We start from the raw sequence: 26592 nt of genomic DNA on the forward strand, positions 1-26592 counted from the left end.
CGCGCATGCGCCTGGAATCCCGGTCCATATTGCCGAGGTCCGCACCCACCAGCGGGGCAAGGTCGGTCTTGTTGATGACCAGAAGGTCCGAGCGCGTGATGCCCGGCCCGCCCTTCGACGGGATCTTCTCACCCGCCGCCACGTCGATGACGTAGATCGTCAGGTCGGCCAGTTCCGGCGAGAAGGTTGCGGCGAGATTGTCGCCGCCGGATTCGATCAGGATCAGGTCGAGTTCCGGGAATTTCTGGCGCATCTCGGCCACCGCCGCCAGGTTGATCGAGGCGTCCTCGCGGATGGCGGTGTGCGGGCAGCCGCCGGTTTCGACACCCATGATGCGCTCGGTCGGCAGCGCGCCGGAGCGCATCAGATATTCCGCATCCCACTTGGTGTAGATGTCGTTGGTGATCGCCGCGATCTCGTAAGTGCCCTTCAGCGCCTTGCAGAGGGCGTCCATGAGTGCGGTCTTGCCGGAGCCGACCGGTCCGCCGATGCCGACGCGCAGAGGTCCGTGGGGTGAAGGCATGGGTCAGCTCCTGAACAGGCGGGTATATTGTGTCTCGTGGCGCATGGAGGCGAGGTCCGACCGCAGGGCATGGCCGCCGATGTCGTCGAGCGCCGTCACGCGCGCAGCGGCGGCCGTCTGCACGACCATCGGTTCAAGCCCGGCCAGCGCCCGCTGTCCGTCCGTCTGGCCAAGCGGGACGAGCCGCACCGCCGCCGAGATCAGATTGGCGGCCACAGCGTGGAGGAAGGCGTGGATGGCGGTTGCCTCGTCGATGCCATGGGCCGCCGTCGCCGCCCCCACCGCCACCGGATAGGCGACGGCGTCCGTCCATGAGGCACGCAGCAAGGCAAGCCCCGGCGCCGGCCAGGCCGCCTCGGTCGCCAGCATGAAGGCATTGCCCTGCGCCGAGGTCTCCAGCCGTCGCTCCTTCGAGGGCTGGAAGGCGAGCGCAAGTTCCGCAACTTCGGCGAGCGCCTGTCCGTCGCGGGCGGTGACCGCCCGGTGCGCATGGGCGCATAAGGTCGCATCAGCCAGCCCCGACCCCTCGGGCAGCACCACGCCCAGCCAGTCGACCAGCGTCCCAAGGCTCGTGATGTCGCCCGTCTCAACCGCCCATTCGATGCCGTGCGAATAGGAGAAGGCGCCGACCGGATAGGCCGGCGACATCCAGGCGAGCAGGCGATAGAGCGCCGCCGGAGCGGCCGGCTCAGTCATGCTTGTGGTCGTGCCGATGGCCGTGCGCGTGCCCGTGGCCATGGTCGTGGGCGTGATCATGGGTGTGGTCGTGTCCGCAGCCGCAGGCATCGTCGTGGACATGGCCCCCTGTCTTCACGGCCAGCACGTCGCGCGGCTTCGGCGCATGGGAGTGACCGTGATCGTGACCATGACCATGGTGATGATGGTCGTGGGAATGCCCGTGCGAATGCGAATGGGAATGCCCATGATCATGACCGGTCACGGTGCCGTGGCCATAGGCACCGCCTTCGGGGTCGAAGGGCGCCTCGATGGGCACCACCTTCGCGCCGAGGCCGCGCACCATGTCCTCGATGACGTGATCGCGCCGGATGCGCAGCCGCGTGCCCATGATCTGCGTCGGCAGGTGGCGGTTGCCGAGATGCCAGGCGACGCGGACCATGTGGTTCGGATCGCTCGTGCGGATTTCGGCCAGCGGCTCGGCCGCAGCCACGACCATGACGACGCGGCCATCCTCCAGTTCCAGCCCGCTGTCGGAGACGAGCGGCACGGCCTCGGCAAGGTCGAGCAGGAAGGCCGTGCCCTCCACGCCCTCCATCGCGAGCCGGCGGCGATGGCGGTCGTCATAGTCGAGCACGACGCGGTCGATGACCGAGCCTTCGGCGAAGGAATGGGGATCGAGGACTTTTGTGGCGCGGATCATGGAACGTCTCGTCGTTGGGGCGCCTTGCAGAATCGAAGTGCGTCCTTCGAGGCTCGCTTTCGCTCGCACCTCAGGATGAGGAGGGTGAGGCCTGCATCTGTGGCGGTTGAAGCGTGCCAACCGCGCCTCACCCGTGCTGATGCCATTGACCCCGTTCCTCATCCTGAGGTGCGAGCGAAAGCGAGCCTCGAAGGACGCAATAGCCCAATTGGAGGCCCTTGGCGAACGCCTGATCAGAACAGGAAATACCGCTGCGCCATGGGCAGTTCGGTCGCCGGCGCGCAGGTCAGCAGCTCCCCGTCGGCCCGCACCTCGTAGGTCTCCGGATGCACCTCGATCTGCGGCGTCGCGCCGTTATGGATCAGGCTCTTCTTGGAAATGCCACCGCGGGTGTTCTCCACCGGCAGCACGATCCGCTCGAGCCCGAGTTCCCGGTGGACGCCCTTCTCATGGGCCGCCTTCGACACGAAGGTGACCGAGGAGGCCGTCATCGCCTTGCCGAAGGCGCCGAACATCGGCCGGTAATGCATCGGCTGAGGCGTCGGGATGGATGCATTGGGGTCGCCCATGGGGGCTGCGGCGATCGTGCCGCATTTCAGCACCAGCGCCGGCTTCACGCCGAAAAACTTGGGCTCCCACAGCACGAGATCGGCCAGCTTGCCGACCTCCACCGAGCCGATATGCTTTGACAGGCCGTGTGCGATGGCCGGATTGATCGTCACCTTGGCGATGTAGCGCTTCACCCGGAAATTGTCGGCGCCGGTGCCGACATCCTCAGGCAGCGCACCCCGCTGCACCTTCATCTTGTGGGCGGTCTGGAAGGTGCGGATGATTACCTCGCCCACCCGGCCCATGGCCTGGCTGTCGGAGGCCATGATGGAGAGCGCGCCCATGTCGTGGAGAACATCCTCCGCGGCGATGGTCTCCTTGCGGATGCGGCTCTCGGCAAAGGCGACATCCTCGGGAATCGAGGCCGAGAGGTGGTGACACACCATGAGCATGTCGAGGTGCTCCTCGATCGTGTTCACGGTGTAGGGCATGGTCGGATTGGTGGAGGACGGCAGGACGTTCTCGACGCCGGCCACCTTGATGATATCGGGCGCATGGCCGCCGCCCGCCCCTTCGGTGTGGAAGGCGTGGATGGTGCGGCCTTTGAACGCGTCGATCGTATCGTCGACGAAGCCGCTCTCGTTCAGCGTGTCGGTGTGGATCATCACCTGGACGTCGTAGTCGTCCGCGACGGACAGGCAGTTGTCGATGGCGGCCGGAGTCGTGCCCCAGTCCTCGTGCAGCTTGAGCGCGCAGGCCCCCGCCTCCACCTGCTCGACAAGCGCATCGGGCAGCGAGGCATTGCCCTTGCCGGCAAAGGCAAGGTTCATGGGGAAGGCTTCCGCCGCCTGCAGCATCCGCGCGATGTGCCAGGGGCCGGGCGTGCAGGTGGTCGCCGTGGTGCCGGAGGCCGGACCCGTGCCGCCGCCGAGCATGGTGGTGAGCCCGCTCATCAGCGCCTCCTCGATCTGCTGCGGGCAGATGAAGTGGATATGCGCGTCGAACCCGCCGGCGGTGAGGATCTTGCCCTCGCCGCCGATGGCCTCCGTGCCGGGCCCGATGATGATGTTCACGCCCGGCTGGACGTCGGGATTTCCGGCCTTGCCGATGGCGGCGATGCGGCCCTCCTTCAGGCCGACATCGGCCTTCACGATGCCCCAGTGGTCGATGATCAGGACATTGGTGATGACGGTGTCGACCGCCCCTGCCCGGTTGGTGATCTGGCTCTGGCCCATGCCGTCGCGGATCACCTTGCCGCCGCCGAACTTCACCTCCTCGCCATAGGTGGTGAAATCCTTCTCCACCTGGACGAACAATTCGGTGTCGGCGAGCCGGACCTTGTCGCCGACCGTCGGGCCGAACATGTCGGCATAGGCGCCGCGGGTCATCCTGTAGGGCATGAAGATCTCCCGGAAGCGCTCAGAGCCTGCCCATGACGGACTGGCGGAAGCCGTAGACGGTCTTGGAGCCGCGATAGGGCACGAGCGTCACGGTGCGGGTCTGGCCGGGCTCGAACCTGACGGCGGTTCCCGGCGGAATGTCGAGGCGCATGCCGCGCGCCTGGTCGCGGTCGAAGGCAAGCGCGGGATTGGTCTCGAAGAAATGGTAGTGCGAGCCGACCTGCACCGGCCGGTCGCCGGTATTGGAGACGGTCAGCGTCACGCTGTTGAGGCCCTGGTTGAGCTCGATGGAGCCCTCGGCAGGAATGATCTCGCCGGGTTTCATGGGGTTGCTCCCGCGCAGCCCTGCGGCTTGAGGACACGCCTGGTGGACGCCGGGAAACGCTCCAGCTTCGCCGCCGGGCGGACCGGACGGCGCACGAGCTCTCCGCTGCAATTGGGGCAGACGCCCTTGAGCGGATCGGCGGCACAGTCAGCGCAGAATGTGCATTCGAAGGTGCAGATCATTGCGTCCGGCGCATCCGGCGGCAGGTCGCGGTCGCAGCATTCGCAATTGGGGCGCAGGTCGAGCATGGCTGGCTCCTAGCGGATCGGGTCGTGGACGGTGACGAGCTTGGTGCCGTCCGGAAAGGTCGCCTCCACCTGGATGTCGTGGATCATCTCGGCAATGCCCGCCATCACCTGATCGCGGGTGATGACATGGGCGCCGGCTTCCATCAGGTCCGCCACGGAGCGGCCGTCGCGGGCACCCTCCACGACAAAATCCGAGATCAGCGCGATCGCTTCCGGATAGTTCAGCTTCACGCCGCGCTCCAGGCGCCGGCGCGCGACCATTGCGGCCATCGAGATCAGCAGTTTGTCCTTCTCGCGCGGGGACAGGTTCATGAGGCTTCCTCAGCAGGACCAGACGCGCGGCAGCGGCCCGCGCAGATGTTCGAGAAGCGCGGCGAGAGCCAGCCGCAGGGCGAAAGCATCTCTCCCCACGAGGCGCACCGCAAGCATGCCTTCAAAGGCGCTTGCGCCGATTTCGACGCCCTCGGCGGCAAGAGTGTCGATCCGCTCGCGCAACCCCTCCAGCCGCGGCTCGGCATCGGGCGCGACAACCAGCAGCAGCGCGCTGGCAACCGCGCCGGCGCCGGCCGCCCTGGCAAGCAGCGCATGGGCCACCGGACCCTCGAGCCTCAGCCCCTCGGCGAAGATCAGCCGCCCGCCGCGGCGGATGCGCCAGCGATCGAACAGCGAGGCCGCCTCCACGCGCTCGCCGCGGGCAATGCGGCCGAACACGATAGATTCCGCCGCGATGAGGGTTGCGTCCGGCGCCATGGCGACGTCCAGCCGGCGTTCCAGCGCCGAGCCATCGAACAGGATCGTCTCCTGCGGCAGCCAGGCAAGATGCGCCCCGCTGTCGAGCCGGATGGCGGTGGTCAGCGTGCCGATGCCGCCCGACGAGCGATAGACCTTCTCCGCTGCCTGGGTTGTCACCGTTGCCCGCGTGCCCGGCTCCAGCGCGATATCCAGCGAAAACCGGTCACCGCCGGTGATCCCGCCGGCGGTGTTGATCAGCACGGCCTCAATGTCCTCGCCGGGCTCGACCCGCGGCCTGAGCACCCGGACAGCGGCCTCCTGATAGGCCTGCCTGAGGACGGTTGCGTCGCCACGGCGGGCAAAAACCAGACGCGCGGCACCCTGAGCGCGCTCCAGCGCCGGCGCAGGCTTCCGCCACGCCCTTCCCTCGACCGCCTCCACACCCTGCATCGTCACCCCTTTTGTCCAATTCTGGATTCGGTCCGCATCCCCTGCAAGCCGAGATGTTAGGCAACAGGACGTCCGCCATGCCGCTCGAACGGGCCGGAACCGCGGGCCGGATTCAGGCATTCCTGTCGTGACACGAATCGTTAACCTTCAGGGGCGACCCTTTCGCTTCAACAGTCCCAGTGCAGCGAGTCGTCTGAAACCGAAGCCATCGGAGGCCGTCGTGGCCGAGCCGCATCCAGTACCGACCGGCACCCTGTCGCTCAGGCGGCCCGTCGACGATGGCGATGCAATGGTCCTGACGCTCGCGCGCCTCATCCCGTCCACCGATGCCGAAGCCTTTGCCGTCCTGCGCCGAGCCTATCCGGCCAGTGCCCTGTGCGAGCGGGTGGCGGCCATCGGCCGCTGGCGCGGTCGCTGATCAGCGGCCCTCCGCCGGGTCCGGCGGTTCGGCGGCAACCGGATCATCCAGCGCGGCATCCTCGGCCCCGGTCTCAATGCCCGCGGCCCTGGCGGCAGCCTCTTCGCGCGCCAGTTCCCGCGCCCTGGCGACACCGAAGGGGAGCGAGGCCAGATACAGTCCCGTGCCGACGGCCAGCACGGTCCAGGGATAGCTGATCATCAGGGCGACGAAGGCTATCGCCACGACGAACAGCGGCAGGACCATTTCGCGCGGAACCCGCGAGCCAAGCTTTTTGCCGGAGAAGACCGGCAGCTTGGACACCATCAGCAACGCGATCGCCATGGTGTAGCCGGTGACGAGCCAGGGATGGATCAGCCCGCGCGGCACACCGACATTGTCCAGATAGATCGGCAGCATGACCAGCACGGCGCCGGCAGGTATCGGCACGCCCGTGAAGAAATTGCCCATCCAGGCCGGGCGATTCGGGTCGTCGATCTGGACATTGAAGCGGGCAAGGCGCAGCGCCCCGCAGATCGCGAAAACCAGCACCGCGATCCAGCCGATGGGACCGGCCTGGTTCATCCCCCACAGGTAGAGAACCACGACGGGAACGGCACCGAAGCTGACGAAATCAGCCAGGCTGTCGAGTTCGGCGCCGAATTTCGACGTGCCCTTGAGCAGGCGGGCGATCCGCCCGTCCATCGAATCGAGCACGGCGGCCAAAAGGATCAGATAGACGGCAAAGTCGATCCGCCCCTCGATGGCCATCCGGATGGCACTGAGTCCGGCACAGAGCGCCAGCAGCGTGATCAGGTTGGGAATGAGCAGGCGCAGCGGCACCGGCCGGAAGCGACGGCGGGGCGGCTCGTTGCGGTCGGGCGTGAACGGCTGGAACAGCGATGACATGGCGTCAGCCTAGCGCGGATAGGTGCGGGCGTCAGCCAACCCGCACCAGCCGCTGTTGCTCGGTCGAGCCCATATCGGCCAGCACCGTCTCGCCGCCGATGGACCGCTGGCCTTCCGCGACCAGCGGCTGCGCGCCGAGGGGGAAATAGACGTCGACGCGCGAGCCGAACCGGATCATGCCGAACCGCTCGCCGACACTCAGCGAGGCGCCCTCCTCCACCCACCAGACGATCCGACGGGCGATCAGTCCGGCAATCTGCACCACGCCGAAATCGCCATGATCCGTACGGATGACCAGGCCGTTCCGTTCGTTGTCCTCGGAGGCCTTGTCCAGATCGGCGTTCAGGAACCGTCCCGGGCGGTAGGCAAGCTTGACCAGTCGTCCGGCCACGGGCGAGCGGTTCACGTGGCAGTCGAAGACCGACATGAAGATGGAAACACAGGGGACAGGAGCATCGCCCAGGCCGAGTTCGGCGGGCGGCACCGCCTTGCCGACACGCGAGATGCGCCCGTCGGCTGGCGCCACCACCAGGCCCGCCCTGACAGGCGTTACACGAGCCGGGTCGCGGAAGAACAGCACCACCCAGACGGTCAGCGCCAGCATGGGCCAGGTCAGCCAGGCACCGAACCACAGGAGCAGCAGCGTTCCCGCCACCGCGATCGCGATGAACGGGTAGCCTTCGCGATGGACCGGCACCAGCACGGTGGTCCGGATGCTGTCGATGATGGACATGGCTGCCTCGCGTTGGAGGGGCTGTCTAGCCGCCGGCCGAGCGCAAGGTCAATGCCGGCGGCGGCCGGCCTCACCCTGCGGGCTTGGCCGGCGCGTCGTCCTTGGCCGCGGCGGCGGCAGCTTCGGCAGCCTCCTCGGCAGCCTCGGCCGCATCCTCCTCCGCCCGCTCGGCGGCCCGACGCCGCTCCATGCGCGCAACGATCCAGATGCTGAGTTCGTAAAGTCCGCAGAGCGGCAGTGCGAGCGACAGCTGGCTGATCACGTCGGGGGGCGTCAGGATGGCAGCAAGGACGAAGGCAACGACGATAAAGTAGCGCCGCTTTGACCGCAGGAACTCCGTGTCCACCACCCCGATCTGGCCCAGCAGCGCGATGATCACCGGCAGCTGGAACGAGATGCCGAAGGCGAAGATCAGCGTCATGATCAGGCTGAGATAATCTTCGACCCGGCCGAGATACTGGATGGCCGTCGCGGTATCGGAGGGAGCCTGCTGCATGCTGAGCGAGAACAGCATCAGCGCGCGCATCACGAAAACCAGCACGAAGAGCCCGCCGGCGAAGAAGCAGACCGGCGTCCAGATCAGATAGGGCCGGAACGCATCCTTCTCGTGGGAATAGAGGCCGGGCGCGACGAACTTGTAGAGCTGGATGGCAATGACCGGAAACGCCAGGAAGGCGCCGCCGAACATGCCGATCTTCAGCTGGGTGAAGAAATATTCCAGCGGTGCGGTGTAGATCAGCCGCACGTCCGAACGCGGAATGGACAGGTAGTCTGCCGCCCATTCATAGGGCAGCACGAGGATCTGGAAAATCTGCTTCGAGAAGGCGAAGGAAAAGATGAAGCAGACGAGAAAACCGAGCATCGCCTTGATCAGGCGCGACCGCAGCTCGATGAGATGATCGATCAGCGGCGCCTTCGAGGCGTCGATAGCATCCTCGTCGGCTTTCAGCCGCTCTTCCTTGGCAGGTGGGGCGGTCATTCCTTGGCCTTTCGGGCGCGCTTCTTCGGCGCCGCGTCTTCGACGGGGGCATCTGCTGTCCCTGCCCCGGGCTCAGGCTCGGGAGCCTCGGCGGCTGCCTTCCGGCTGCGCCGCGGCTTGGCCGGCGGCTCGGCGGGCTCATCGGCCGGCTTGTCCGCCTGTCCCGTGTCGCCGGAGACCGCCGCCTGGAAGGCCGCCGGGGGCTCGGACGCGGCACCGGACAGAGGCAGCGGCTTGTCAGCCGCGGGCGGAGCGGCAAGCTGGTTCTGGATCGATGCCGGATCGACCGTGTAGCCGGGCGGCGCGGGAATGGCCTGGGCAACCGCATCCGGCGCCGGCGGCCCGATCGTGCCCGCCGCGGGATCGGCGGGATTCAGGGCTCCCTTCACCTCGTCGACCGTCGACTGGATCTTGTCGCGCGCAAAGTCGATCGGATCGAACGAGGCACTCTTCGAGACCGAATCGCTGACGCTGTCGATCGAGGATTTGACCTTGTCGACCTCGGCTTCCTGCAGCGCCTGATTGAACTGGTACTGGAAGTCCGATGCCATGGACCGGAGCTTGGCGAGCGCCTGCCCCATCCCGCGCAGGACGCCAGGCAGTTCCTTGGGCCCGATCACCAACAAGGCAACGATGCCGACAAGCGCAATCTCGCTCCAGCTGAAATCGAACATCACCACCACCCGTGGGCGCGCCCGGCGCGCCCGCTCCTGTGTGTGCCGGAACCCGCCGACACGGCCTCAACCCTTCAAGCCGTCAACCGGCCTTCGGAGCGGAGGAGGAGGCTGTCTCGGCCGGCGCCGCCACAGGGGTAGCGGGCGTGGCAGGCGTGGCGGGCGGCGTCTGGTGGTCGATGGTCGTTGCGGGCGCCACCGGCTTCTGCTCCGGCGGATCCTCCTCGGCCAGGCCCTTCTTGAAGGCCTTGATGCCCTTGGCCGCATCGCCCATGAACTCGGAGATCTTGCCGCGGCCGAACAGCAGCAGCACGACAATGGCCACCAGAATCCAGTGCCAGGCGCTAAAGGTACCCATCATTCACTCCTTGACCGCTCTGCCCGCCGGTAACCCACGGTCCGCGGCGCGCATGGTTTTGTTCGGCGCAAGCCGCCGTGTCGAGTGCGAAACTATGCGTCAGGTACGGCAAAAACAAGAACCTCGGCTGCGGCAACGTCGACGCCGAGGTCGCGGCCCGGCCTGAGCCCCTCCGACGAGCGCACCCGCGCCTTGAGCGGCGCATCGAGACCGGCCACCGCAATCTCCAGCAATTCCACCTCACCGAGGAAGCGCCGGCTGACGAGACGGCCGGGAACGCACATGCCGGGGGGCCGGGGCTGGATCGACTGCGGACGGATGGCGGCGACCGCCGCAGTCCCGTCGGCGAGGCCGGGCGCGGGGAAATATCCGACCGGCGTGGCGATCTTGCCTCCCTGCACCCGTCCGGGCACCTCGTTCATGTCCGAAAAGAAGCGCGCCGCCTCGATATCCACGGGCGCGCGATAGAGTTCGGCCGCCGTTCCGCTCTGGGCAACCCGTCCATCGCGCATCAGCACGATCCGGTCGGCCATCCGCATGGCCTCTTCCGGATCATGGGTGACGACCACGCAGGTCGCCCGGATCTCGCGCATCACCGCGAGCGTCTCCTCGCGCACCGTATCCCGCAGGCGGCTGTCGAGGCCCGAGAACGGCTCGTCCATCAGCAGGATGCCCGGCCTCGGCGCAATCGCCCGCGCCAGCGCCACCCGCTGCTGCTCGCCGCCGGACAGCGCATGGGGATAGTCCAGCGCATGGTCCGCCAGTCCGACGCGGTCGAGCGCATGGCGGGCGATGGCGTCGGCCTCGCCGCGCGGCAGGGCGCGCAGACCGAACATCACATTGGCGAGATTGGTCAGGTGCGGAAACAGGGCGAAGTCCTGGAACACCAGCCCGACGCCGCGCCTCTCGGGCGGCAGGAAGGATGCTGGCCCGGCAACCTCGCGGCCGTCCATCAGGACCCGGCCGGACAGCGGGCGTTCGATTCCGGCCGCGACCCGGAGCAATGTCGTCTTGCCGCAGCCGGACGGGCCGAGCAGGCACACCACCTCGCCGGGCGCTATCGCAAGGTCGACGCCTGCAAGGGCCCGCACGCGGCCATAGCCGTGGCTCAGGCCCTCGAAGGCAAGCGAGGACGCGATCGCCGTGCCGGCCGTGCCGCGCCGTCCCCAGCGCGCGCCGCTCTCCGGGCCGGGAGGTGTCATGCCTCGCTCCCGCGCTCCGGCTCAGGCGCCAGCGAGAAGTCCAGCAGCGCTCCGTCGTCCGGCTCCTCGTCCTCGCGCAGCGTGGGGTCGTCGCTCGGGACCGGCACCTGGAAGCCAGGTGGCACGCGCCCGTCGAGCAGGCCGGCCGCCTTGAGCTCATCGAGGCCCGGAAGATCGGCAATGGCGTCGAGGCCAAAATGTTCGAGAAAGGCGGGTGTGGTGCCGAAGGTCACGGGGCGTCCCGGTGTCTTGCGGCGCCCGCGGATGCGCAGCCAGCCGGTCTCCAGGAGCAGGTCGAGCGTGCCCTTGGCCACCGTCACGCCGCGCACGTCCTCGATCTCGGCACGGGTGACAGGCTGGTGATAGGCGACGATCGCGAGCGTCTCGAGCGCGGCCCGCGACAGCCGGCGCTCCTCGGGCTTTTCGGTATGAAGCAGAAAACTGAGGTCTTCGGCGGTCCGGAAGGTCCACTTGCCTGCGGTGCGCACCAGATTGACACCGCGGGAGGCATAGAACGCCTGCAGCGTCACCAGCAGCGAACGCACATCGGCGCCGCGCGGCAGGCGCTGGGCAAGGTCCTGCTCCGACAGGGGGGCGGAGGCTGCGAACAGCAGGGCCTCGACGATGCGCAACTGCTCCACCGGCCCGTCGCTGACCCCGACGGGCTCGCCGATCTCCGCTGCCAGAGAGGCCTTGCCGGCCGTTTCCTCGCTCGCCATGGTTCCGGCTTGTATCATGTCGCGCCGGACGGGGAACCCGGTTCGTCGCGCCGCCGGCGCAGGTAGAGCGGGCCGAGTGGCCGGTCCTGGTGAACCTCCACCGCCCCCTCGCGCACCAGTTCCAGTGTCGAGGCAAAGCTCGATGCGATCATGCTGGCCCGGCGATCCTCGCTGACGAGGTAGTCGGCCAGGAAGACGTCCAGCGGGGTCCAGTCCATCGCCGTGCCGAGCAGCCGCTCCAGAATCGCGCGCACCTCCGACAGGGACCAGACCTGGCGGTGAACCATCTCGACATGGGACAGGGCCGTCGTCTGCCGCTGGCGGGCATAGGCGGTGAGAAGGTCGTAGATGGTCGCCTCCCAGCGGCGCTGCGCCACGGCGACCACCGGCTCCGGCGCGCCGCGCGCAAAAACGTCGCGGCCGAGCCTGTGCCGGTTCATCAGCTTGGCGGCCGCCTCGCGCATGGCCTGAAGCCGCTGCAGGCGGAAAGCCAGCACCTCGGCCAGTTCCTCGCCGCTCGGCTCGTCGTCGTGCTTTGGATCGGGGAGCAGCAGCCGCGATTTCAGGTAGGCGAGCCACGCCGCCATGACCAGATAGTCGGCTGCAAGTTCCAGGCGCATCTTCCGCGCCTCCTCGATGAAGGCGAGATACTGGTCGGCCAGCGCCAGGATGGAAATGCGCGCGAGATCGACGCGCTGGCTTCGCGCGAGCGCCAGCAGCATGTCGAGCGGCCCCTCGAAACCATCGACATCGACGACGAAGGCCGGTTCGCCCTCGGCACGGTCGGCATCCTCGCCGAACGTCAGGGCAGCCGGAAATCTGTCGGGCGGTCGCGCCATGGAACACGCAGGCTTGAGGATCGGAACCCGATCCTAGCGCAATCAGACGCTGAGCGCGTGATCGGCCGCAAAGGCTGTGGACGGATCGATCCGGCCCCGCTCGATGATCGCGAAGAAGCGCTCGGCGGCCTCCGCCACGTCGATCGGCTCCGGCGCATGCCGGATGCGGGCGAGGGCCGCCCTGGCGCGCTGCAGCGCCTTGCCCCGCAGCACCGGCGTCTCGGCGGCCACCGCCGCCATTTCGGCGAGGTTCCCGTTACAGTGGAGCGCCATGTCACAGCCGGCCGCAAAGGTCGCCCGCGTGCGCTCGGCAAGCGTCCCCGACAGGGCCTGCATGGACAGGTCGTCGCACATGACGAGGCCATCATAGCCGATCGAGCCGCGCACCACCTGCCGCATAACCTTGCGGGAGGTCGTGGCCGGATGGGCGGGATCGACCGCCGCATAAACGACATGGGCGGTCATCGCCAGCGGCATGTCGGTGAGCGTGCGGAACGGCAGGAAGTCGGTGCGTTCGAGCTCGTCGACCGGCGTGTCCACCACAGGCAGCGCATGATGGCTGTCGGCGCCGGCCCGGCCGTGCCCGGGAATATGCTTGATGACCGGCAGGACGCCCCCGGCGATGAGGCCCTCGGCGGCGGCCCTGCCGAGCCGCGCAACTTCCTCGGCCCGGTCGGAATAGGCGCGGTCGCCGATGATGTCATGGGCCCCGCGCACCGGCACGTCGAGCACCGGCACGCAGTCGACGGTGATGCCGAGGCTGCGCAGGTCCTCCGCGATCAGCCGGGCGCCGAGCCGGACCAGTTCGCGGCCTGCCAGGGGGTCGTTGTGACCGAGCGAGGCGATCAGCCGTGCGGGCGGAAATTTGCGCCAGTGCGGCGGCCCGAGACGCTGCACGCGTCCGCCCTCCTGGTCGATCAGGACCGGCGCATCGGCACGCCCGACGGTCGCACGGAAATCATCGACAAGACCCTTCACCTGCACGGGATCGGTGCAGTTGCGCCGGAACAGGATCAGGCCCCAGGGATCGGCATCGCGCAGGAAGGCGCGCTCGTCGGCTGTCAGGACCGTGCCCGAACAGCCGACGATGAGAGCAGAGACGGCCATGGCGTCAGTTCAGGACGCAGGAGCCGCCCGCCGAACGGTAACGCTCGCAGAAGCTTGCCGCATCGGACCGGCTGAACGGGCCGACCCGCAGGCGATGCCAGGTGCCGCGTCCGGGAATCTCGGCCGCCCGGATATTGAGGGACTGGCCCTGCAGCACCGGGAAGCGTCGCTGGGCCAAGGCAAAGGCGCTGCGCGCCTCGGCTTCCGACTGGTGCGAGGAGATCTGCACGAAGGTGCCACCAGCGGCCGGCGCCTGCGGACGGACCGAGGCGGTGCGCTGCGGATCGAGATCAAGCGGACCGGCGCCGCGGGGCTGGCTGCGGGCCGGCGCCTCGGCGGCGGGTTCGGCACGCGCCACCCGGACCGGGGGCCGCGGCTGGGGCGCGGGCGCCGAACGGCTGTCGGCCGCGGCGAGGCCGGCGGTCGGCGGGGCCGGAACGGCGGCCTGCTGTGCCGGGACCACCTGAACCGGCGTGACCTGAACCTGGGTCGGTCGCGACTGGATCGGCTGCGTCGGCACGACCGACAGCGGCAGACCGCCAGGCGGCGGCGCCGGGCGTTCGGCCTGCTGCGTGGGCGCAACCGGCCGGCCATCAGGCCCGACGGGAACTGTGCGGACGCGGCGCGGTGCCTCGGCGCCAAAGGGCGACGGGGACGCAGCGGCGGCGACCGGCGCAGACGGCACCGGGGGACGGGCCGCAATCTCGCCCGTCACGGGCGTTGCCTGAACCGTCCTCACCGGCGGAGGGCCGGGATCGGCGACCGTGCCGACCGGCGCGCGCGGCGAGGCTGTGCCCATGGGAATGACACGCGGCGCGGCCGGAGGCGCCTGAACCTGGGCCTCCTGCTCGCGGGCCGAAACCGGACGCTCCTCGCGGGCGACCAGTCGCTCGCCCTCGGCGGCCCGCTCGGTGGCTGCCGCGGCGGCCTGCGGAGGCTGGACGGCGACGCGCACGGGCCCGGAATTGGCGCGGATGACGCGCGGCTCGCCCGTCACGGTGGCGCCGCCCGTCAGCGCCCGATAGGCCAGCACGCCGCCGCCACCGGCCACGGCCAGTCCCACCACAGCCAGAATGGCCGTGAGACCGGCCCGGCGACGGCGCGGAGGCGCAAAGTCGTCGGCCTCGGCGTAAATGCCGGCATCCGGACCGGCATGGGGAGCGTGCGCCATCGCCGCATGACCCTGCGGCTGGCTTGCAACGGCTCCGGAGCGCCAGGAGGCGACCGCTGCGCCGGCGGCCAGACCGCCCGCGGCGAGCCCGGCTCCGGCCGCCAGATGGCCGGCATTGATGCCGTCACGGTCGAGCGTGCGGGCCAGATGCGATTCAAGCTCTGCGTCGGTCAGGCCATCATGGGCGGCCGCATCCCAATGCGGCTCGGATTCCGCGGCGCTGCGATGGAACTCATCCTCCAGCAGGCGCTCGAGATCGGCATCGCTGCGACCGTCCCAGCCCTCATGGGCCGCGCGGACCGGGGCATGAGCCTCGTCCTCGTCATAATACCCGGCCTGATTGTCCTGACCGTCGTGACCGGGCTGGTGCGAACCGAACTGGTCGTGATCGGGGTTCTGGCGGGCAAAGTGCTCGAGCTCGGCCTCGAGGTCGTCCCAGTCGGTTTCCTCGGCCTGGAGGGGAACCGAACCCCGCAGGTCCATGGCCGGCAGGTCGAGCGGCTCCTCGGCGGCACCCGCTTCGGGCGCGGCCGCGCCGGCAGCCTGCTTCTGGGTCCCGGCAATGCTCTTGAGGACTTCGGCATAGGCGTCGTCGCGCCCCATGATGCGGATCAGATCGGCGAGCGGATCGCCGTCGCTGCCCGCGACCGTCTGGCCCGACCGGCCCTCCCGGTCATAGGCGTCATAGTCACGATAGCTACGCAAACTGTTCTCGTTGGCCATGGGCCCCGCCGTCGGTGGGCGCCGCTGCAACGCGCGGCGCGATCAACGCATCTCTTCGACGGCCTCAACGCCGAGGATCGCAAGACCCGATCTGAGAACGGTCACGATACCCTGGACCAGCGCAAGGCGCGCCGACGTCATTTGTGGATCATTTTCCATAATGAAGCGTAAATGGGGCGAATCCTTCCCGCGATTCCATTGAGAGTGGAAGTCGGACGCCAGCTCGTAAAGGTAAAAGGCGATGCGGTGCGGCTCGTGCGCCTGGGCAGCCGCCTCGATCAGGCGGGGATATTGCGCGAGCCGCTGGATGATCGCCGTCTCGCCCGTGTCATCGAGGCGGGCGAGCGCCGCACCGGCCAGCGTTTCCGGGTCGAGCGGCAGGTCCGGCATGGCGGCAGCGGCATTGCGCAGGATCGAGCGCCCGCGCGCATGGGCATACTGGACGTAGAAGACGGGATTGTCCTTCGACTGCTCCAGAACCTTCGCGAGGTCGAAGTCGAGCGTGGCGTCGTTCTTGCGGTAGAGCATCATGAAGCGCACCGCGTCGCGGCCGACCTCCTCGACCATCTCGCGCAGCGTGACGAAGTCGCCCGAGCGCTTCGACATGCGCACCGGCTCGCCATTGCGGAACAGGCGCACGAGCTGAACGAGCTTGACGTCGAGGCTTGCCCTGCCTGCCGAAATGGCCCGCAGCGCCGCCTGCATCCGCTTCACATAGCCGCCGTGATCGGCACCCCAGACGTCGATCTGGCTCAGGAAGCCACGCTCGGCCTTGTCGCGGTGATAGGCGATATCGGAGGCGAAATAGGTGTAGCTGCCATCCGACTTCATCAGCGGCCGGTCGACATCGTCGCCAAATGCAGTGGAGCGGAACAGCGTCTGCTCGCGTTCCTCCCAGTCGTCATCGTCGGCGCCCTTCGGCCGCTCCAGCACGCCCTCGTAGATCTGGCCCATGGCGCGCAGTTCCTCGATGGCCGCGCGCACCTTGTCGACGGGGGCCTGCAGCGAGCGCTCGGAGAAGAACACGGCGTGGCGGACATTGAGGGCGGCAAGGTCGTCGCGGATCTCGCCCATCATGGCCTCGATCGCGGCATCCCGGCAGATCGGCAGCCACTCCTCCTCGGGCGCGTTGTGCAGGCTCGCGCCATATTTCGCCTTGAGCGCCTCGCCGACCGGCTTCAGATAGTCGCCGGGATAAAGCCCTTCCGGGATCGTGATCGTCTCGCCCAGCGCCTCGCGGTAGCGCAGATAGGCCGAGCGGCCGAGCACCTGCACCTGGGCCCCGGCATCGTTGATGTAATATTCGCGCGTGACCGCAAAGCCCGCGGCATCGAGCAGGTTGGCAAGCGCATCGCCGAACACCGCGCCGCGGCAATGGCCGACATGCATCGGGCCGGTCGGGTTGGCCGAGACATATTCGATGTTCACCGGCGTGCCGCCGCCGATGCCGGCCCGGCCGTAATCGCTGCCGGCCAGCACGGCGGCCTTCAGCACCCGCGGCCAGACCGCCGCCTGCAGCGTCAGGTTGATGAAGCCGGGGCCGGCAACATCCACCTTCGCGACATCGCCCAGCGCGCCGAGCCGTCCGGCGATCTTTTCCGCGAGGTCGCGCGGCTTCAGGCCGGCCTCCCTGGCCAGCACCATGGCGGCATTGGTGGCAAGGTCCCCGTGGCTCGCATCGCGCGGCGCCTCGACGATGATGCGCGCCAGTGCAGCCTCGGGGACGGCGACGCCCTCGGCACCGAGCGAGACCACGGCCTCGCGCACATGCTGGGTGAAATCGGCGAAAATGTTCATTCTGCGACCTGGGAAAAGCGGAGGCCGGCTCTACCGCAGATCGCACGAGGGGGCAAACGCGGCTAGGTTCCGCCGGCCGTTCCCTGCATTCCGCCGATCCCATGGACAGACCGATGACAGAACATTCCGGCGCGCTTGCCGCCCATCCCTTCTGGAAGACCGCTCTCACGCACCGGCTGGCCGTCGCCCTGCTCAACGCAGCCGTCCTGCTCATTCTCGCACCGAGTGTGGTGGAACTGGCGGTGGAACTGGCCAACTGGACCGGCAGCAGCGACCGCGCCCGCGCGATCCTCGCCGGATTGTCGACCATGCTGATCGGCTACGGGGTGGTGGTGGAGGAGCGGGCCTACATCAATGGCAAGCTCGGGCTGTATCCGACCATGCTCTCGGACGAGGAGGAAGCCATCGACGCCCGGTGCCACTCGACCGGATTCGCCGCCCTGTCCCTCGGACTGTTGTCTGAAATCCTGTTTCAGAGCATCGACTTGCCACAAACGATCCTCAACACCCAGGCGATCGCCTGGTACCTGTTGCTCTGCTCGACGATCATCCTCGCCTGGGTCTGTGTCCTGCTCGTGCTGCATGCCTGCCGGATGGTGCTGCGCCGGTTCTGACGCGGCGGCGCCCCGCTGCCTCAACGCAGATCGGGGGTATGGGCAAACAGCCGGCGGTGTTCGTCGAGGGCGTAGCGGTCGGTCATGCCGGCAATGTAGTCGGCCACGCGCCGGGCGCGGCGGGCCTCGTCCAGGTTCTCGATCCCCGCCGACCATTGCGGCGGCATGGCGCGCGGATGGTCGAAGAAGGCGGCGAACAGATCCCCAATCACCACCGCGGCATCGCGGCGGATCGGCACGACGCGGGGGTGCCGATAGACGTTGGCATAGAGGAAGGTCTTGATGCCGTCGTCATAGGCGCGAATCGTCGGCGAGAACTGGACGATGGTCCGGCCGGCCGTTCGCACATCGTCTGCCGAAGCCGGGCTGAGCGCGGCAAGCGCGTCGCGCGCCTCGCCGATCACGTCCTCCACCAGCCGGGTGATGACGCGACGGGTCAGTTCGTTGATCTCGCGGTGCTTCTCCAGCGTCGGGTGGCGGGCGCGGATCTCGTCGAGAAAGGCGCGCGCCAGCGGAACCTCGGCGCCCAGATCGTCGAGCGTGAACAGCCCGGCGCGCAGGCCGTCGTCGATGTCGGCGGCGTCATAGGCGATGTCGTCGGCGATCGCCGCGGCCTGGGCCTCCGCGCTGGCATGGGTGGCAAGGTCCAGCGGGTGAATGGCATCGTAGTCGAGGATCGCGACCGGAATGCCCCGCTCGCGGTAGCGCTCGGCCGGCGTGCCATCGGCGGCCAGCAGCGGGCCGTTGTGCTTGACCAGGCCCTCAAGCGTCTCCCAGCACAGGTTCAGCCCGTCGAAACCGGCATAGCGCCGCTCCAGCCGGGTGACGATCCTCAGCGACTGTGCATTGTGGTCGAAGCCGCCATAGGCGCGCATCACCTCGTCGAGCGCCTCCTCGCCGGTATGCCCGAACGGCGTGTGGCCGAGGTCATGGGCCAGCGCCAGAGTCTCGGCCAGATCCTCGTCCAGCCCCAGCGCGCGCGCGAGCGAGCGAGCGATCTGCGCCACCTCGATCGTATGCGTCAGCCGCGTGCGGTAATGGTCGCCTTCCGGCGAAACGAAGACCTGGGTCTTGTGCTTCAGCCGCCGGAACGCTGTGGCATGGACGATGCGGTCGCGGTCGCGATGGAACTCGGTGCGGGTCGGCGAGGCGGGTTCGGCAACGAGACGGCCGCGGCTGAGGCGCGCATCACAGGCAAAGGGCGCGAGCGGCGGATAGAAATAGCTCGCAACCGCCATCGGCTTCCTCGCATGTCCTGCGGGCGCCCCTGCCCTGCCCGGCAAGCCGGCCCGATTGACCACCCGGTGGGGCGCACATACCTATTGGTGACGGCCCCGGCAAGCGTCCGGCGCCAGACCTTCGCGTGTTTCCGGCCTTGAACCGGGGAGACCTGCCCATGACCGCCGCCGATGTCGCCGCCGCGCCCGTGACCGTCACCGACCGTGCCGCCGCCCGGATCGGATCGATCATGGCCGGAGAGCCGCCCGGATCCATGCTTCGCATTTCGGTCGAGGGCGGCGGCTGTTCCGGCTTCCAGTATCGCTTCGACTTCACCACCGAGCGGAACGACGACGATTTCGTCATCGAGAAGGGCGGCGCCACCGTGCTCGTCGACGAGATCTCGCTGCCCTACATGGAAGGCACGGAACTCGACTGGGTCGAGGATCTGATCGGCTCCGCCTTCAAGCTGAGGAACCCCAATGCCGTAGCCAATTGCGGCTGCGGCACCAGCTTCTCGGTCTGAGCCTCAGTAGAGCGTCGCCTTCATGCGCGCGGGCAGCGCCTGGTCATAGGCCTCGGCATCGATGCCGGACTTGGCGCCCTTGAGCATCTGGCCGGGGCTCGGCAGGTCCGAGCGCTCCCGCCTTGCCTCCGGATCCCACAGCCGCGAGCGGACGAGCGCCTTGGCGCACTGGAAATAGACGCTCTCGATGGCGATCACGAGACCGGACGCCGGCGCCTTGCCGTCGACGGTGGCGGGCTCCAGCAGCGCAGGATCGGTGGTGATGCGGCCACGACCGTTGATGCGCAGCGTCTCCGCCACGCCCGGAACCAGCAGGAGAAGCGCCAACCGCGGATCGCGCACGATGTTCAGGAGGCTGTCGATCCGGTTGTTGCCGCGCCGGTCGGGGATGAACAGCGTCCGCTCGTCGAGCACGCGGATGAAACCGGGCGGATCGCCACGCGGCGTCGCGTCCAGGCCCTCGGGGCCGGCCGTCGCCAGCACGCAGAACGGCGAGGCCTCGACCAGCGCCCTGTATTGCGGCGTCAGCGCCGGAACTTCCTTGGCGAGCGAGGTCTCGCTCGCCGGGCCGTAAAGCGCCTTCAGCGCTGCCTCACTGTCGATCCACATGGGTTTCATCTCCCTCTCGGGCTGCTGACGTGGCGGGGGCGACCGCATGCCAGGCTGCCGCTAGACTGCCACGGCCAGAATCGCAGGTCCTGTCATGATTATTGCCACGTGGAACGTCAATTCGATCAAGATCCGGGTCGAGAACACTCTCGCATGGCTCGCCGAGCGCAAGCCGGACGTGGTCTGCCTGCAGGAACTGAAATGCGTCGACGAGGCCTTTCCCCGGGAGCCCTTCGAGGCGGCGGGCTACAATGTCGCGACCCACGGCCAGAAGACCTATAACGGCGTCGCCATCCTCTCGAAATTGCCGCTTGAGGACGTCACGCCGCGCCTGCCGGGTGACGAGGCGGATGAACAGGCCCGCTATATCGAGGCGGTCGTCTCCACCGGTGCCGGCGCCGTCCGAATCGGCGGGCTCTACCTGCCGAATGGCAATCCCGTCGGCACGGAGAAGTTCCCCTACAAGCTCGGCTGGATGGACAGGCTAATCGCCCATGCGCGCGCCCGCCGGGCACTGGAGGAGCCCTTCATTCTCGCGGGCGACTACAATGTCATTCCCATGCCGGAGGATGCGAAGAACCCGCAGGACTGGGTTGGCGATGCGCTGTTCCAGCCCGAAACCCGGTCGCGGTTCCGGCAACTGGCCGCCCTCGGCTTCACCGACGCGCTCAGGGCCTGCGATGCCTCGCCCGGCCTCTATTCGTTCTGGGACTATCAGGCCGGCGCCTGGCAGCGGAACAACGGCATCCGCATCGACCACCTGATGCTCTCGCCCCAGGCCGCCGACCGGCTGGTGACCGCCGGCATCGACCGGCACGTCCGCGGCTTCGAGAAGCCGAGCGACCATGTGCCCGTCTGGTGCGAATTGAGGCTTTAGCTCAGCGCCGAGCCGCCAGCATCGGCATGCCGCCGTCAGGCCGCAGCGTCAGCCGCGTGTTCGGCTTCGGGCGGTGACCGGGAATGGCCGACAGCTTCACGACCCTGAGAATCGTGGCGAAGATCACGACGGCCTCGATGAGGGCAAAGGCCGCACCGATGCAGATGCGAGGGCCCGCGCCGAAGGGCAGATAGGCACCGCGGGCATAGGTTTTCGCCCTGTCCGGCGCGAAGCGCTCGGGCACGAAGCTGTCGGGCGCATCCCAGAGCAGGCGGTGCCGGTGGACGGCATACACCGGCACATAGACGGGCGTGCGCGCCTTCACCTCGACATCGCCGAGCCGGGTGTCCTCGGCCGCGATGCGCGGGATGAGCGGGGCCGGAGGATAGAGCCGCATGGCCTCCTGGATCACCTGTTTCACATAGACCAGCCGGTCGACATGGGCCTCGGTGATCGGCCCGGTCGCGGCCACCTCGGCAATCTCCGCCAGGAGGCGCTCCTCGACGTCCGGCGCATTCGCTGTCAGCCACAGGGCCCAGGTCAGGGCCAGCGCCGTCGTCTCATGCCCGGCCACCACGAAGGTCAGCAGGTTGTCCGCCAGTTCCATGTCGGTCATGGCCCGGCCGCTCTCGGGGTCCTTGGCGGCGATCAGCGCATCGAGCAGGTCCGGCGTCGGGCTCGGATGGGCGCGGCGTTCGGCGACCACGCGCGCCATCTCCGCCTTCAGGAACCGGTTGCCGGCGCGCGCCCGCCGCTTGCCGGGATAGGGCAGCCACATCGGCAGGCGCAGCACCGTCAAGGCGGCCACCCAGCCCACCGTCTCGAAATAATGGCTGATCTCGGCGCCGAAGCGCTCCACGTCGAACTGGCCGCGCCCCGACAGCATGGTCGAGACGATCACCTCGAAGGTCGTCTCCATCATGGCTTCCGCCAGATCGACCGGCTCGCCGGGCCGGGACGCCGCGAGACGGCCGGCCATCTCTGCAGCCGCCGTCTCCATGGCCGGCACGAAACCGAGGATGGTGGAATGGCGGAACGGCGGCGACGACGCCCGGCGCTGCCAGCGCCAATCGGCCCCCTCGGCCGTGAAGATGGATTTTGTGCCGACGGCCGCACCGATCGCGCGCTGGACAATCGGCGCCTTCGGAAAGATCTCGGCCCTGGAGACCAGAACCTCCTCGACCAGGGCAGGATCCATGACGAAGAGCAGCGGCCGACTGGCAAAATTCAGCCAGAGCGAACGCTCCTCGAACAGCGCCTGCGGCCAGGTCTCGAGCGGATTGCGGATCAGCGTTCGCAGGAAGCGCAGGGGCTTGAGCTGCTCGACCGGATGGTCGAGGCCGTGCGGGGTGAACCGGGGGCTGTCGACCAGGGTCATTGTCCGTGTCCTGTCAGCGGCGGACCGTCTTCAGCCAGTTCTCGACCATGCGCAGCGCCACGCCCCGCTCGTCGTCGGAGGCGGCCCGCATCGCCTCGTCATAGAGCTCGGTGATCCATGTGTCGGTGTCGCCAGCCGCTTCCCTCGCCAGCGTCAGGAACATCAGGCCGCGCGGAGCCTGGCGCGGCACGTCGCGGCCGATGAACAGCATGTGGCCAAGCACGGCCTGCGCCTGATGATGGCTCTTGGCCGCGGCCAGCGACAGCCAGCGGGCGGCCTGCACCGGGTCACGGCGCGTTCCCTGCCCCTCGAGCATCAGCCGGCCGAGGCGAAACTGGCCGTCGGCATCGCCGAAGGTCGAGGCGGCGTAGAAATAGAGTTCGAAGGCCCGCTGCGGATTGGCCCGCACATGGGTGTTGGGAATGCCCTCGACCAGATAATTGCCGAGGGCCACGAAGGCCGAGGCCACGAAGCGCGCCTCGGGCGAACCCGGGTTCTCGTCGCCGCGCTCGCGGGTGATGCGCTGGAACGTCTCGAAGGCCTTGAGGTCGCTGCGCGCCACGCCCTGCCCGTCCATGTACATGCGTCCAAGCCGCCAGGCCGAAGCGAGGTGGCCGGCGCTGGCGGCATATTGAAGGGCGGTCACGGCCTCTTCCGCGCGGCCGTCGCGCAGGGCCCGCGCACCGGCCCGGAACGCGTCCAGCGGCGAGCGGGCATCCGTCGGGCGTCCGTCGAAGGCGGAAGCCGGCGACGGGCCGACCGGGCCGGCAAGAACCGCCAGCGCAAACACAAGGACACCAAGGAACGAACGCTCAGAATTCCACATGGACGTGCCTGTCTGAGGCGCCGGCCACCGGGGCCGTCGCGCCGACCCGTGCAGGGGCTGCCTGCCGGGTGAATGTCCAGATTGCCCCGGAGCCGCCTCGGGCACCCTGCAGGGCCATTGGGTCTCCCATTGGCTCCCGCAATCCGGCGGCGTTAAGGCGGGTTTGGAGCGACCCCTTGGCCGCTTCAGGCCCGATCGTGTCGAGCCTGTGGCCGCCTGCCGCAAATGCCCCGAGGGCCGGCAAGCCGGCATCATCAGAGGCGTTCTGAACGGTGTCGCAGGGGCAGGCAGACATGGAGGGTTTCGGGCCACACATGCACGGTGAGGGCCGCCGGGGATCGGCGTTTCTCGTTGCGCAATGAGTTCACTTTGCCCTGTGGCGGGATTGGGGCGGAAGATGGTGAACGGCCTGTGCCAGCATGAGCAGTTTGGAACTGTTGCACAAAGAGCACGAACTTCCGCCGCCCCTGCTAACGGGCATCGGACAGCCCACATGACCGCCGCAGCGACGCCCCGGTTGCGGCCTGCCTGCCGGCGCCGGCCACGCCCCGACGCGCCTCTCAGCCGATCTCGTCGAGCCGCGCGAGGGCGGCGGCCGTGCGCACCTTGCGCTCGTTCGCTTCGGCCCGCTTGTCGTGCTGCTCGGCGATGACCTCCTCGGCCGCCCGTGCCATGAAATTGGGATTGCCCAGCTTGGCATCGCAGCGCGCGATATCCGCCTCTGCTTCCTTCAGCGCCTTGCCGAGGCGCACGCGCTCCGCGGCGATATCGACAAGCCCGGCGAGCGGCAGCGCGATGGTCTCGCCGCGCACCACCAGCTGGACCGAGCCTTTCGGAGCGGCGCTGTCGGTCGTGATCCCCGACAGTCTCGCAAGCCGCATGAGAAGATCGCGATAACGCATTGCCTTGACGCTTGTTTTCTCTGAAACGCCAGCCAGAACCAGCGGCACCTGCAAGGCCGGCGCGACATTCATCTCGCCGCGGATCGAGCGGATGGCGGTGATGGTATCGACCAGCCAGCCGATCTCGGCCTCGGCCTCGGCATTCTCGAGGCCGGCCAGCCGGGGCCACCTCGCCAGCGCCAGAACGGTGTCGCGTGCGGGCCCGGCCTCGCCCGTCACCTGCCAGAGCTCCTCGGTGATGAAGGGCATGAACGGGTGCAGCAATTTCAGGATCTGGTCGAGCGTCCAGGCGGTGGTTGCCCGGATCTCCGCCTTGGCGGCCTCGTCGGTGCCGGTGAACACCGGCTTGGCAAATTCCAGGAACCAGTCGCAGAAGATGTTCCAGACGAAGCGATAGGCCGCTCCCGCTGCCTCGTTGTAGCGGTAGGCGCCGATGGCGGCCTCGGTCTCGCCGACGGCCTTGGCGGTCTCGCCGACGATCCAGCGCGCGAGCGTGGACCTGACGTTCGCCGGGTCGAAGCCCGCCACGCGGCGGCACTCGTTCATCTCGGCAAAGCGCGCCGCATTCCAGAGCTTGGTCGCGAAGTTCCGGTATTCCTCCACGCGGGCGCGCGAAAATTTCACGTCCGAGCCGAGGCTGGCCTGGGCCACCAGCGCGAAGCGCAGGGCATCGGCACCGAACTCGTCGATGAGGCCCAGCGGATCGACCACGTTGCCGATCGTCTTCGACATCTTGCGGCCCTTGTCGTCGCGCACCAGGCCGTGGATGACGACGTCGGAAAACGGCTTCTCCTCCATGAAATGCAGGCCGAGCATCATCATGCGCGCGACCCAGAAGAAGATGATGTCGAAGCCGGTGACCAGCGTGGAGGTCGGATAGAAGCGCTTCAGTTCGGCCGTCTCCTTCGGCCAGCCGAGCGTGGAGAATGGCCAGAGGCCGGAGGAGAACCAGGTGTCGAGCACGTCGGGGTCGCGGGTGAGCGGCACCCCTGCCCTTCCGAAATGCCGGTCCGCATCGGCTTGCGCCTCCGCCTCGTTCATGGCGACGAAGAACGTGCCGTCCTCGGCATACCAGGCCGGAATCTGGTGCCCCCACCAGAGCTGCCGCGAGATGCACCAGGGCTGGATGTTCTCCAGCCAGCGGAAATAGTCGCCGGCGAAGCGCTCCGGAACGAAGCGGGTCTGGCCGCTGCGCACGGCCTCAAGCGCCGGCTTCGCCAGCGTTGCGGCATCCACATACCACTGTTCGGTGAGCCAGGGCTCGACGATCGCCCCGCCGCGCTGGGCATGGGGAACCATGTGGGTATGCGGTTCGATCGTCTCGACGAGCCCGAGCGCCTCGAGGTCCGCGACCACCCGCTTGCGCGCCTCGAAGCGCGACAGCCCGCGATAGGCCTCCGGGGCATTCTCGTTCACCACCGCCGAGGCGTCGAAAATGTTGATCAGCTCGAGATTGTGCCGACGACCCACCTCGAAGTCGTTGAAGTCGTGAGCCGGCGTGATCTTCACCGCACCGGACCCTTTTTCCGGGTCGGAATAGGTGTCGGCGACGATCGGGATCTCGCGGCCGACCAGCGGCAGCACGACGGTCTTGCCGACCAGTGCCGTGTAGCGCTCATCGTCCGGATGAACGGCCACCGCCGTGTCGCCCAGCATCGTCTCGGGGCGCGTCGTCGCCACCACGATGAACTGCGTCGGATCGTCCTTCAGCGGATATTTGAAGTGCCAGAGGTGGCCCTTCACCTCCAGGCTGTCGACCTCGAGGTCGGAAATGGCCGACTGGAACTCCGGGTCCCAGTTGACCAGCCGCTTGTCCCGGTAGATCAGCCCCTTGCGGTAGAGATCGACGAACACCTTGAGGACCGCCTGCGACAGGCCCTCGTCCATGGTGAAGCGTTCGCGCGACCAGTCGCAGGAGGCGCCGAGCCGCCGCAGCTGGTTGAAGATCAGGCCGCCGCTCTCGGCCTTCCACTCCCACACCTTCTCGACGAACGCGTCCCGCCCGAGATCGCGCATCTGGATCTGCCGGTCGGCAAGCTGGCGGGAGACCACGAGCTGGGTCGCGATGCCTGCATGGTCCGTGCCCGGCTGCCAGAGCACGTCCTTGCCGCGCATCCGTTCGAGGCGGCACAGCACGTCCTGCAGCGTATTGTTGAGCGCATGGCCCATGTGCAGCGAGCCGGTGACGTTCGGCGGCGGGATGACGATGCAGAAGGGCTCGGCGCCGGCGCGCTCGGGCCGGCCGGCGCGAAACGCGGCCGCCTCCTCCCAGAGCGCCGCGATGCGGGCTTCGATATCCTTCGGCGAATAGGTCTTTTCGAGCATGGGGGTCCGGGAGCGCGGCGACAGGGATCTGGGGTGCGCACCAAAGCCGCGCCTGCGCGCGGAAGTCAACATTTCTGCCATGCGGCGGCGTGACTTGCCGCGAT

General features: G+C 68.2%; 27 protein-coding genes and 1 pseudogene. 4 read left to right on the plus strand and 24 right to left on the minus strand.

The features are described from left to right. From ureG to ACTIFS_RS16630, 8 genes are all read right to left on the minus strand, one after another. A partial coding sequence (gene ureG, locus ACTIFS_RS16595; RefSeq protein WP_439575238.1) for an urease accessory protein UreG occupies positions 1–523 on the minus strand: 523 nt, incomplete at its 3' end. 3 nt (positions 524–526) lie between these two features. Then, positions 527–1219 carry an urease accessory protein UreF gene (locus ACTIFS_RS16600; RefSeq protein ID WP_439575239.1) on the minus strand — a complete coding sequence of 231 codons (693 nt, stop codon included), beginning with the start codon at positions 1217–1219 and terminating at the stop codon, positions 527–529. Next, on the minus strand, positions 1212–1901 hold the full coding sequence (locus ACTIFS_RS16605) for an urease accessory protein UreE (protein WP_439575240.1): 690 nt from the start codon (positions 1899–1901) through the stop codon (positions 1212–1214). Before ACTIFS_RS16605 ends, ACTIFS_RS16600 begins: the two co-directional genes overlap by 8 nt. A gap of 233 nt (positions 1902–2134) precedes the next feature. After that, the gene (gene ureC / locus ACTIFS_RS16610) at positions 2135–3850 is read right to left on the minus strand and encodes an urease subunit alpha (RefSeq protein ID WP_439575241.1); all 1716 of its coding nucleotides are present in this window, start codon (positions 3848–3850) and stop codon (positions 2135–2137) included. Positions 3851–3869: 19 nt separating this feature from the next. Next, on the minus strand, positions 3870–4175 hold the full coding sequence (locus tag ACTIFS_RS16615) for an urease subunit beta (RefSeq protein ID WP_439575242.1): 306 nt from the start codon (positions 4173–4175) through the stop codon (positions 3870–3872). After that, a complete protein-coding gene (locus ACTIFS_RS16620; protein ID WP_439575243.1) occupies positions 4172–4423 on the minus strand; it encodes a DUF1272 domain-containing protein in 252 nt (83 codons plus the stop codon). Before ACTIFS_RS16620 ends, ACTIFS_RS16615 begins: the two co-directional genes overlap by 4 nt. Positions 4424–4432: 9 nt before the next feature. Further along, a complete protein-coding gene (locus ACTIFS_RS16625; RefSeq protein ID WP_439575244.1) occupies positions 4433–4735 on the minus strand; it encodes an urease subunit gamma in 303 nt (100 codons plus the stop codon). Between the two features lie 9 nt (positions 4736–4744). Then, positions 4745–5605, minus strand: a complete 861-nt coding sequence (locus tag ACTIFS_RS16630) for an urease accessory protein UreD (protein ID WP_439575410.1) — start codon at positions 5603–5605, stop codon at positions 4745–4747. 220 nt (positions 5606–5825) lie between these two features. On the opposite strand from ACTIFS_RS16630, the gene ACTIFS_RS16635 reads away from it, so the two are divergent. Next, entirely contained in the window at positions 5826–6023 is a 198-nt protein-coding gene (locus ACTIFS_RS16635; protein WP_439575245.1) for a hypothetical protein, read from the plus strand. Here the strand turns inward: ACTIFS_RS16635 and pssA are convergent, their stop codons facing one another. The 11 genes and pseudogenes from pssA to argS form a co-directional block, all read right to left on the minus strand. Further along, positions 6024–6911, minus strand: coding sequence for a CDP-diacylglycerol--serine O-phosphatidyltransferase (pssA, locus tag ACTIFS_RS16640; protein WP_439575246.1), 888 nt, complete (start codon positions 6909–6911; stop codon positions 6024–6026). Positions 6912–6942: 31 nt separating this feature from the next. After that, positions 6943–7647: pseudogene (locus ACTIFS_RS16645) on the minus strand (phosphatidylserine decarboxylase); the annotation flags it as partial. Positions 7648–7714: 67 nt separating this feature from the next. Beyond that, positions 7715–8593 carry a twin-arginine translocase subunit TatC gene (tatC, locus tag ACTIFS_RS16650; RefSeq protein ID WP_439575411.1) on the minus strand — a complete coding sequence of 293 codons (879 nt, stop codon included), beginning with the start codon at positions 8591–8593 and terminating at the stop codon, positions 7715–7717. Positions 8594–8619: 26 nt separating this feature from the next. After that, complete coding sequence (gene tatB / locus ACTIFS_RS16655; RefSeq protein WP_439575247.1) at positions 8620–9297, minus strand: Sec-independent protein translocase protein TatB; 678 nt, start codon at positions 9295–9297, stop codon at positions 8620–8622. Between the two features lie 82 nt (positions 9298–9379). Further along, positions 9380–9655 carry a twin-arginine translocase TatA/TatE family subunit gene (locus tag ACTIFS_RS16660; protein WP_439575248.1) on the minus strand — a complete coding sequence of 92 codons (276 nt, stop codon included), beginning with the start codon at positions 9653–9655 and terminating at the stop codon, positions 9380–9382. Positions 9656–9747: 92 nt separating this feature from the next. Next, positions 9748–10857 carry an ABC transporter ATP-binding protein gene (locus ACTIFS_RS16665; protein WP_439575249.1) on the minus strand — a complete coding sequence of 370 codons (1110 nt, stop codon included), beginning with the start codon at positions 10855–10857 and terminating at the stop codon, positions 9748–9750. Next, positions 10854–11576, minus strand: a complete 723-nt coding sequence (gene scpB, locus ACTIFS_RS16670) for an SMC-Scp complex subunit ScpB (protein ID WP_439575250.1) — start codon at positions 11574–11576, stop codon at positions 10854–10856. The genes ACTIFS_RS16665 and scpB overlap by 4 nt, the downstream gene beginning before the upstream one ends. A gap of 14 nt (positions 11577–11590) precedes the next feature. After that, on the minus strand, positions 11591–12415 hold the full coding sequence (locus tag ACTIFS_RS16675) for a segregation and condensation protein A (protein WP_439575251.1): 825 nt from the start codon (positions 12413–12415) through the stop codon (positions 11591–11593). Between the two features lie 42 nt (positions 12416–12457). After that, positions 12458–13522, minus strand: coding sequence for a beta-N-acetylhexosaminidase (nagZ, locus tag ACTIFS_RS16680; RefSeq protein ID WP_439575252.1), 1065 nt, complete (start codon positions 13520–13522; stop codon positions 12458–12460). Between the two features lie 4 nt (positions 13523–13526). Then, on the minus strand, positions 13527–15398 hold the full coding sequence (locus ACTIFS_RS16685) for an SPOR domain-containing protein (RefSeq protein ID WP_439575253.1): 1872 nt from the start codon (positions 15396–15398) through the stop codon (positions 13527–13529). Positions 15399–15458: 60 nt separating this feature from the next. Next, positions 15459–17213 carry an arginine--tRNA ligase gene (argS, locus tag ACTIFS_RS16690; RefSeq protein ID WP_439575254.1) on the minus strand — a complete coding sequence of 585 codons (1755 nt, stop codon included), beginning with the start codon at positions 17211–17213 and terminating at the stop codon, positions 15459–15461. Between the two features lie 113 nt (positions 17214–17326). Between argS and ACTIFS_RS16695 the strand changes: the two genes are divergently transcribed. Beyond that, on the plus strand, positions 17327–17827 hold the full coding sequence (locus tag ACTIFS_RS16695) for a hypothetical protein (protein ID WP_439575255.1): 501 nt from the start codon (positions 17327–17329) through the stop codon (positions 17825–17827). Between the two features lie 20 nt (positions 17828–17847). Here ACTIFS_RS16695 and ACTIFS_RS16700 read toward each other — a convergent pair whose 3' ends face one another. Beyond that, positions 17848–19065 carry a deoxyguanosinetriphosphate triphosphohydrolase gene (locus ACTIFS_RS16700; protein ID WP_439575256.1) on the minus strand — a complete coding sequence of 406 codons (1218 nt, stop codon included), beginning with the start codon at positions 19063–19065 and terminating at the stop codon, positions 17848–17850. 158 nt (positions 19066–19223) lie between these two features. On the opposite strand from ACTIFS_RS16700, the gene erpA reads away from it, so the two are divergent. Then, complete coding sequence (gene erpA, locus ACTIFS_RS16705) at positions 19224–19571, plus strand: iron-sulfur cluster insertion protein ErpA (RefSeq protein ID WP_439575257.1); 348 nt, start codon at positions 19224–19226, stop codon at positions 19569–19571. Between the two features lie 3 nt (positions 19572–19574). Here erpA and ACTIFS_RS16710 read toward each other — a convergent pair whose 3' ends face one another. Beyond that, positions 19575–20180 (minus strand): pyridoxamine 5'-phosphate oxidase family protein, encoded by a 606-nt coding sequence (locus tag ACTIFS_RS16710; RefSeq protein ID WP_439575258.1) that lies wholly within the window; start codon positions 20178–20180, stop codon positions 19575–19577. Positions 20181–20274: 94 nt separating this feature from the next. Here ACTIFS_RS16710 and xth point away from each other — a divergent pair, with 94 nt between their 5' ends. Continuing rightward, complete coding sequence (gene xth, locus ACTIFS_RS16715; RefSeq protein WP_439575259.1) at positions 20275–21057, plus strand: exodeoxyribonuclease III; 783 nt, start codon at positions 20275–20277, stop codon at positions 21055–21057. A gap of 1 nt (position 21058) precedes the next feature. Here xth and ACTIFS_RS16720 read toward each other — a convergent pair whose 3' ends face one another. From ACTIFS_RS16720 to ACTIFS_RS16730, 3 genes are all read right to left on the minus strand, one after another. After that, entirely contained in the window at positions 21059–22435 is a 1377-nt protein-coding gene (locus tag ACTIFS_RS16720) for a cytochrome P450 (protein ID WP_439575260.1), read from the minus strand. Positions 22436–22448: 13 nt separating this feature from the next. Beyond that, the gene (locus ACTIFS_RS16725) at positions 22449–23261 is read right to left on the minus strand and encodes a tetratricopeptide repeat protein (protein ID WP_439575261.1); all 813 of its coding nucleotides are present in this window, start codon (positions 23259–23261) and stop codon (positions 22449–22451) included. 560 nt (positions 23262–23821) lie between these two features. Next, positions 23822–26488, minus strand: coding sequence for a valine--tRNA ligase (locus ACTIFS_RS16730; protein ID WP_439575262.1), 2667 nt, complete (start codon positions 26486–26488; stop codon positions 23822–23824). Positions 26489–26592: the final 104 nt, after the last annotated feature.

Source organism: Phreatobacter sp., assembly GCF_051860605.1.
In the GTDB taxonomy this organism is placed as follows: Bacteria; Pseudomonadota; Alphaproteobacteria; order Rhizobiales; family Phreatobacteraceae; genus Phreatobacter.

Bases quoted from the DNA above. Each gene is read 5' to 3' on its own strand.
- ACTIFS_RS16600 (WP_439575239.1), bottom strand. From the start codon at position 1,219: ATGACTGAGCCGGCCGCTCCGGCGGCGCTCTATCGCCTGCTCGCCTGG.
- ACTIFS_RS16605 (WP_439575240.1), bottom strand. From the start codon at position 1,901: ATGATCCGCGCCACAAAAGTCCTCGATCCCCATTCCTTCGCCGAAGGC.
- ureC (WP_439575241.1), bottom strand. From the start codon at position 3,850: ATGCCCTACAGGATGACCCGCGGCGCCTATGCCGACATGTTCGGCCCG.
- ACTIFS_RS16615 (WP_439575242.1), bottom strand. From the start codon at position 4,175: ATGAAACCCGGCGAGATCATTCCTGCCGAGGGCTCCATCGAGCTCAAC.
- ACTIFS_RS16620 (WP_439575243.1), bottom strand. From the start codon at position 4,423: ATGCTCGACCTGCGCCCCAATTGCGAATGCTGCGACCGCGACCTGCCG.
- ACTIFS_RS16625 (WP_439575244.1), bottom strand. From the start codon at position 4,735: ATGAACCTGTCCCCGCGCGAGAAGGACAAACTGCTGATCTCGATGGCC.
- ACTIFS_RS16630 (WP_439575410.1), bottom strand. From the start codon at position 5,605: ATGCAGGGTGTGGAGGCGGTCGAGGGAAGGGCGTGGCGGAAGCCTGCG.
- pssA (WP_439575246.1), bottom strand. From the start codon at position 6,911: ATGTCATCGCTGTTCCAGCCGTTCACGCCCGACCGCAACGAGCCGCCC.
- tatB (WP_439575247.1), bottom strand. From the start codon at position 9,297: ATGTTCGATTTCAGCTGGAGCGAGATTGCGCTTGTCGGCATCGTTGCC.
- ACTIFS_RS16660 (WP_439575248.1), bottom strand. From the start codon at position 9,655: ATGGGTACCTTTAGCGCCTGGCACTGGATTCTGGTGGCCATTGTCGTG.
- ACTIFS_RS16665 (WP_439575249.1), bottom strand. From the start codon at position 10,857: ATGACACCTCCCGGCCCGGAGAGCGGCGCGCGCTGGGGACGGCGCGGC.
- scpB (WP_439575250.1), bottom strand. From the start codon at position 11,576: ATGGCGAGCGAGGAAACGGCCGGCAAGGCCTCTCTGGCAGCGGAGATC.
- ACTIFS_RS16675 (WP_439575251.1), bottom strand. From the start codon at position 12,415: ATGGCGCGACCGCCCGACAGATTTCCGGCTGCCCTGACGTTCGGCGAG.
- nagZ (WP_439575252.1), bottom strand. From the start codon at position 13,522: ATGGCCGTCTCTGCTCTCATCGTCGGCTGTTCGGGCACGGTCCTGACA.
- argS (WP_439575254.1), bottom strand. From the start codon at position 17,213: ATGAACATTTTCGCCGATTTCACCCAGCATGTGCGCGAGGCCGTGGTC.
- ACTIFS_RS16695 (WP_439575255.1), top strand. From the start codon at position 17,327: ATGACAGAACATTCCGGCGCGCTTGCCGCCCATCCCTTCTGGAAGACC.
- ACTIFS_RS16700 (WP_439575256.1), bottom strand. From the start codon at position 19,065: ATGGCGGTTGCGAGCTATTTCTATCCGCCGCTCGCGCCCTTTGCCTGT.
- erpA (WP_439575257.1), top strand. From the start codon at position 19,224: ATGACCGCCGCCGATGTCGCCGCCGCGCCCGTGACCGTCACCGACCGT.
- ACTIFS_RS16710 (WP_439575258.1), bottom strand. From the start codon at position 20,180: ATGTGGATCGACAGTGAGGCAGCGCTGAAGGCGCTTTACGGCCCGGCG.
- xth (WP_439575259.1), top strand. From the start codon at position 20,275: ATGATTATTGCCACGTGGAACGTCAATTCGATCAAGATCCGGGTCGAG.
- ACTIFS_RS16720 (WP_439575260.1), bottom strand. From the start codon at position 22,435: ATGACCCTGGTCGACAGCCCCCGGTTCACCCCGCACGGCCTCGACCAT.
- ACTIFS_RS16725 (WP_439575261.1), bottom strand. From the start codon at position 23,261: ATGTGGAATTCTGAGCGTTCGTTCCTTGGTGTCCTTGTGTTTGCGCTG.
- ACTIFS_RS16730 (WP_439575262.1), bottom strand. From the start codon at position 26,488: ATGCTCGAAAAGACCTATTCGCCGAAGGATATCGAAGCCCGCATCGCG.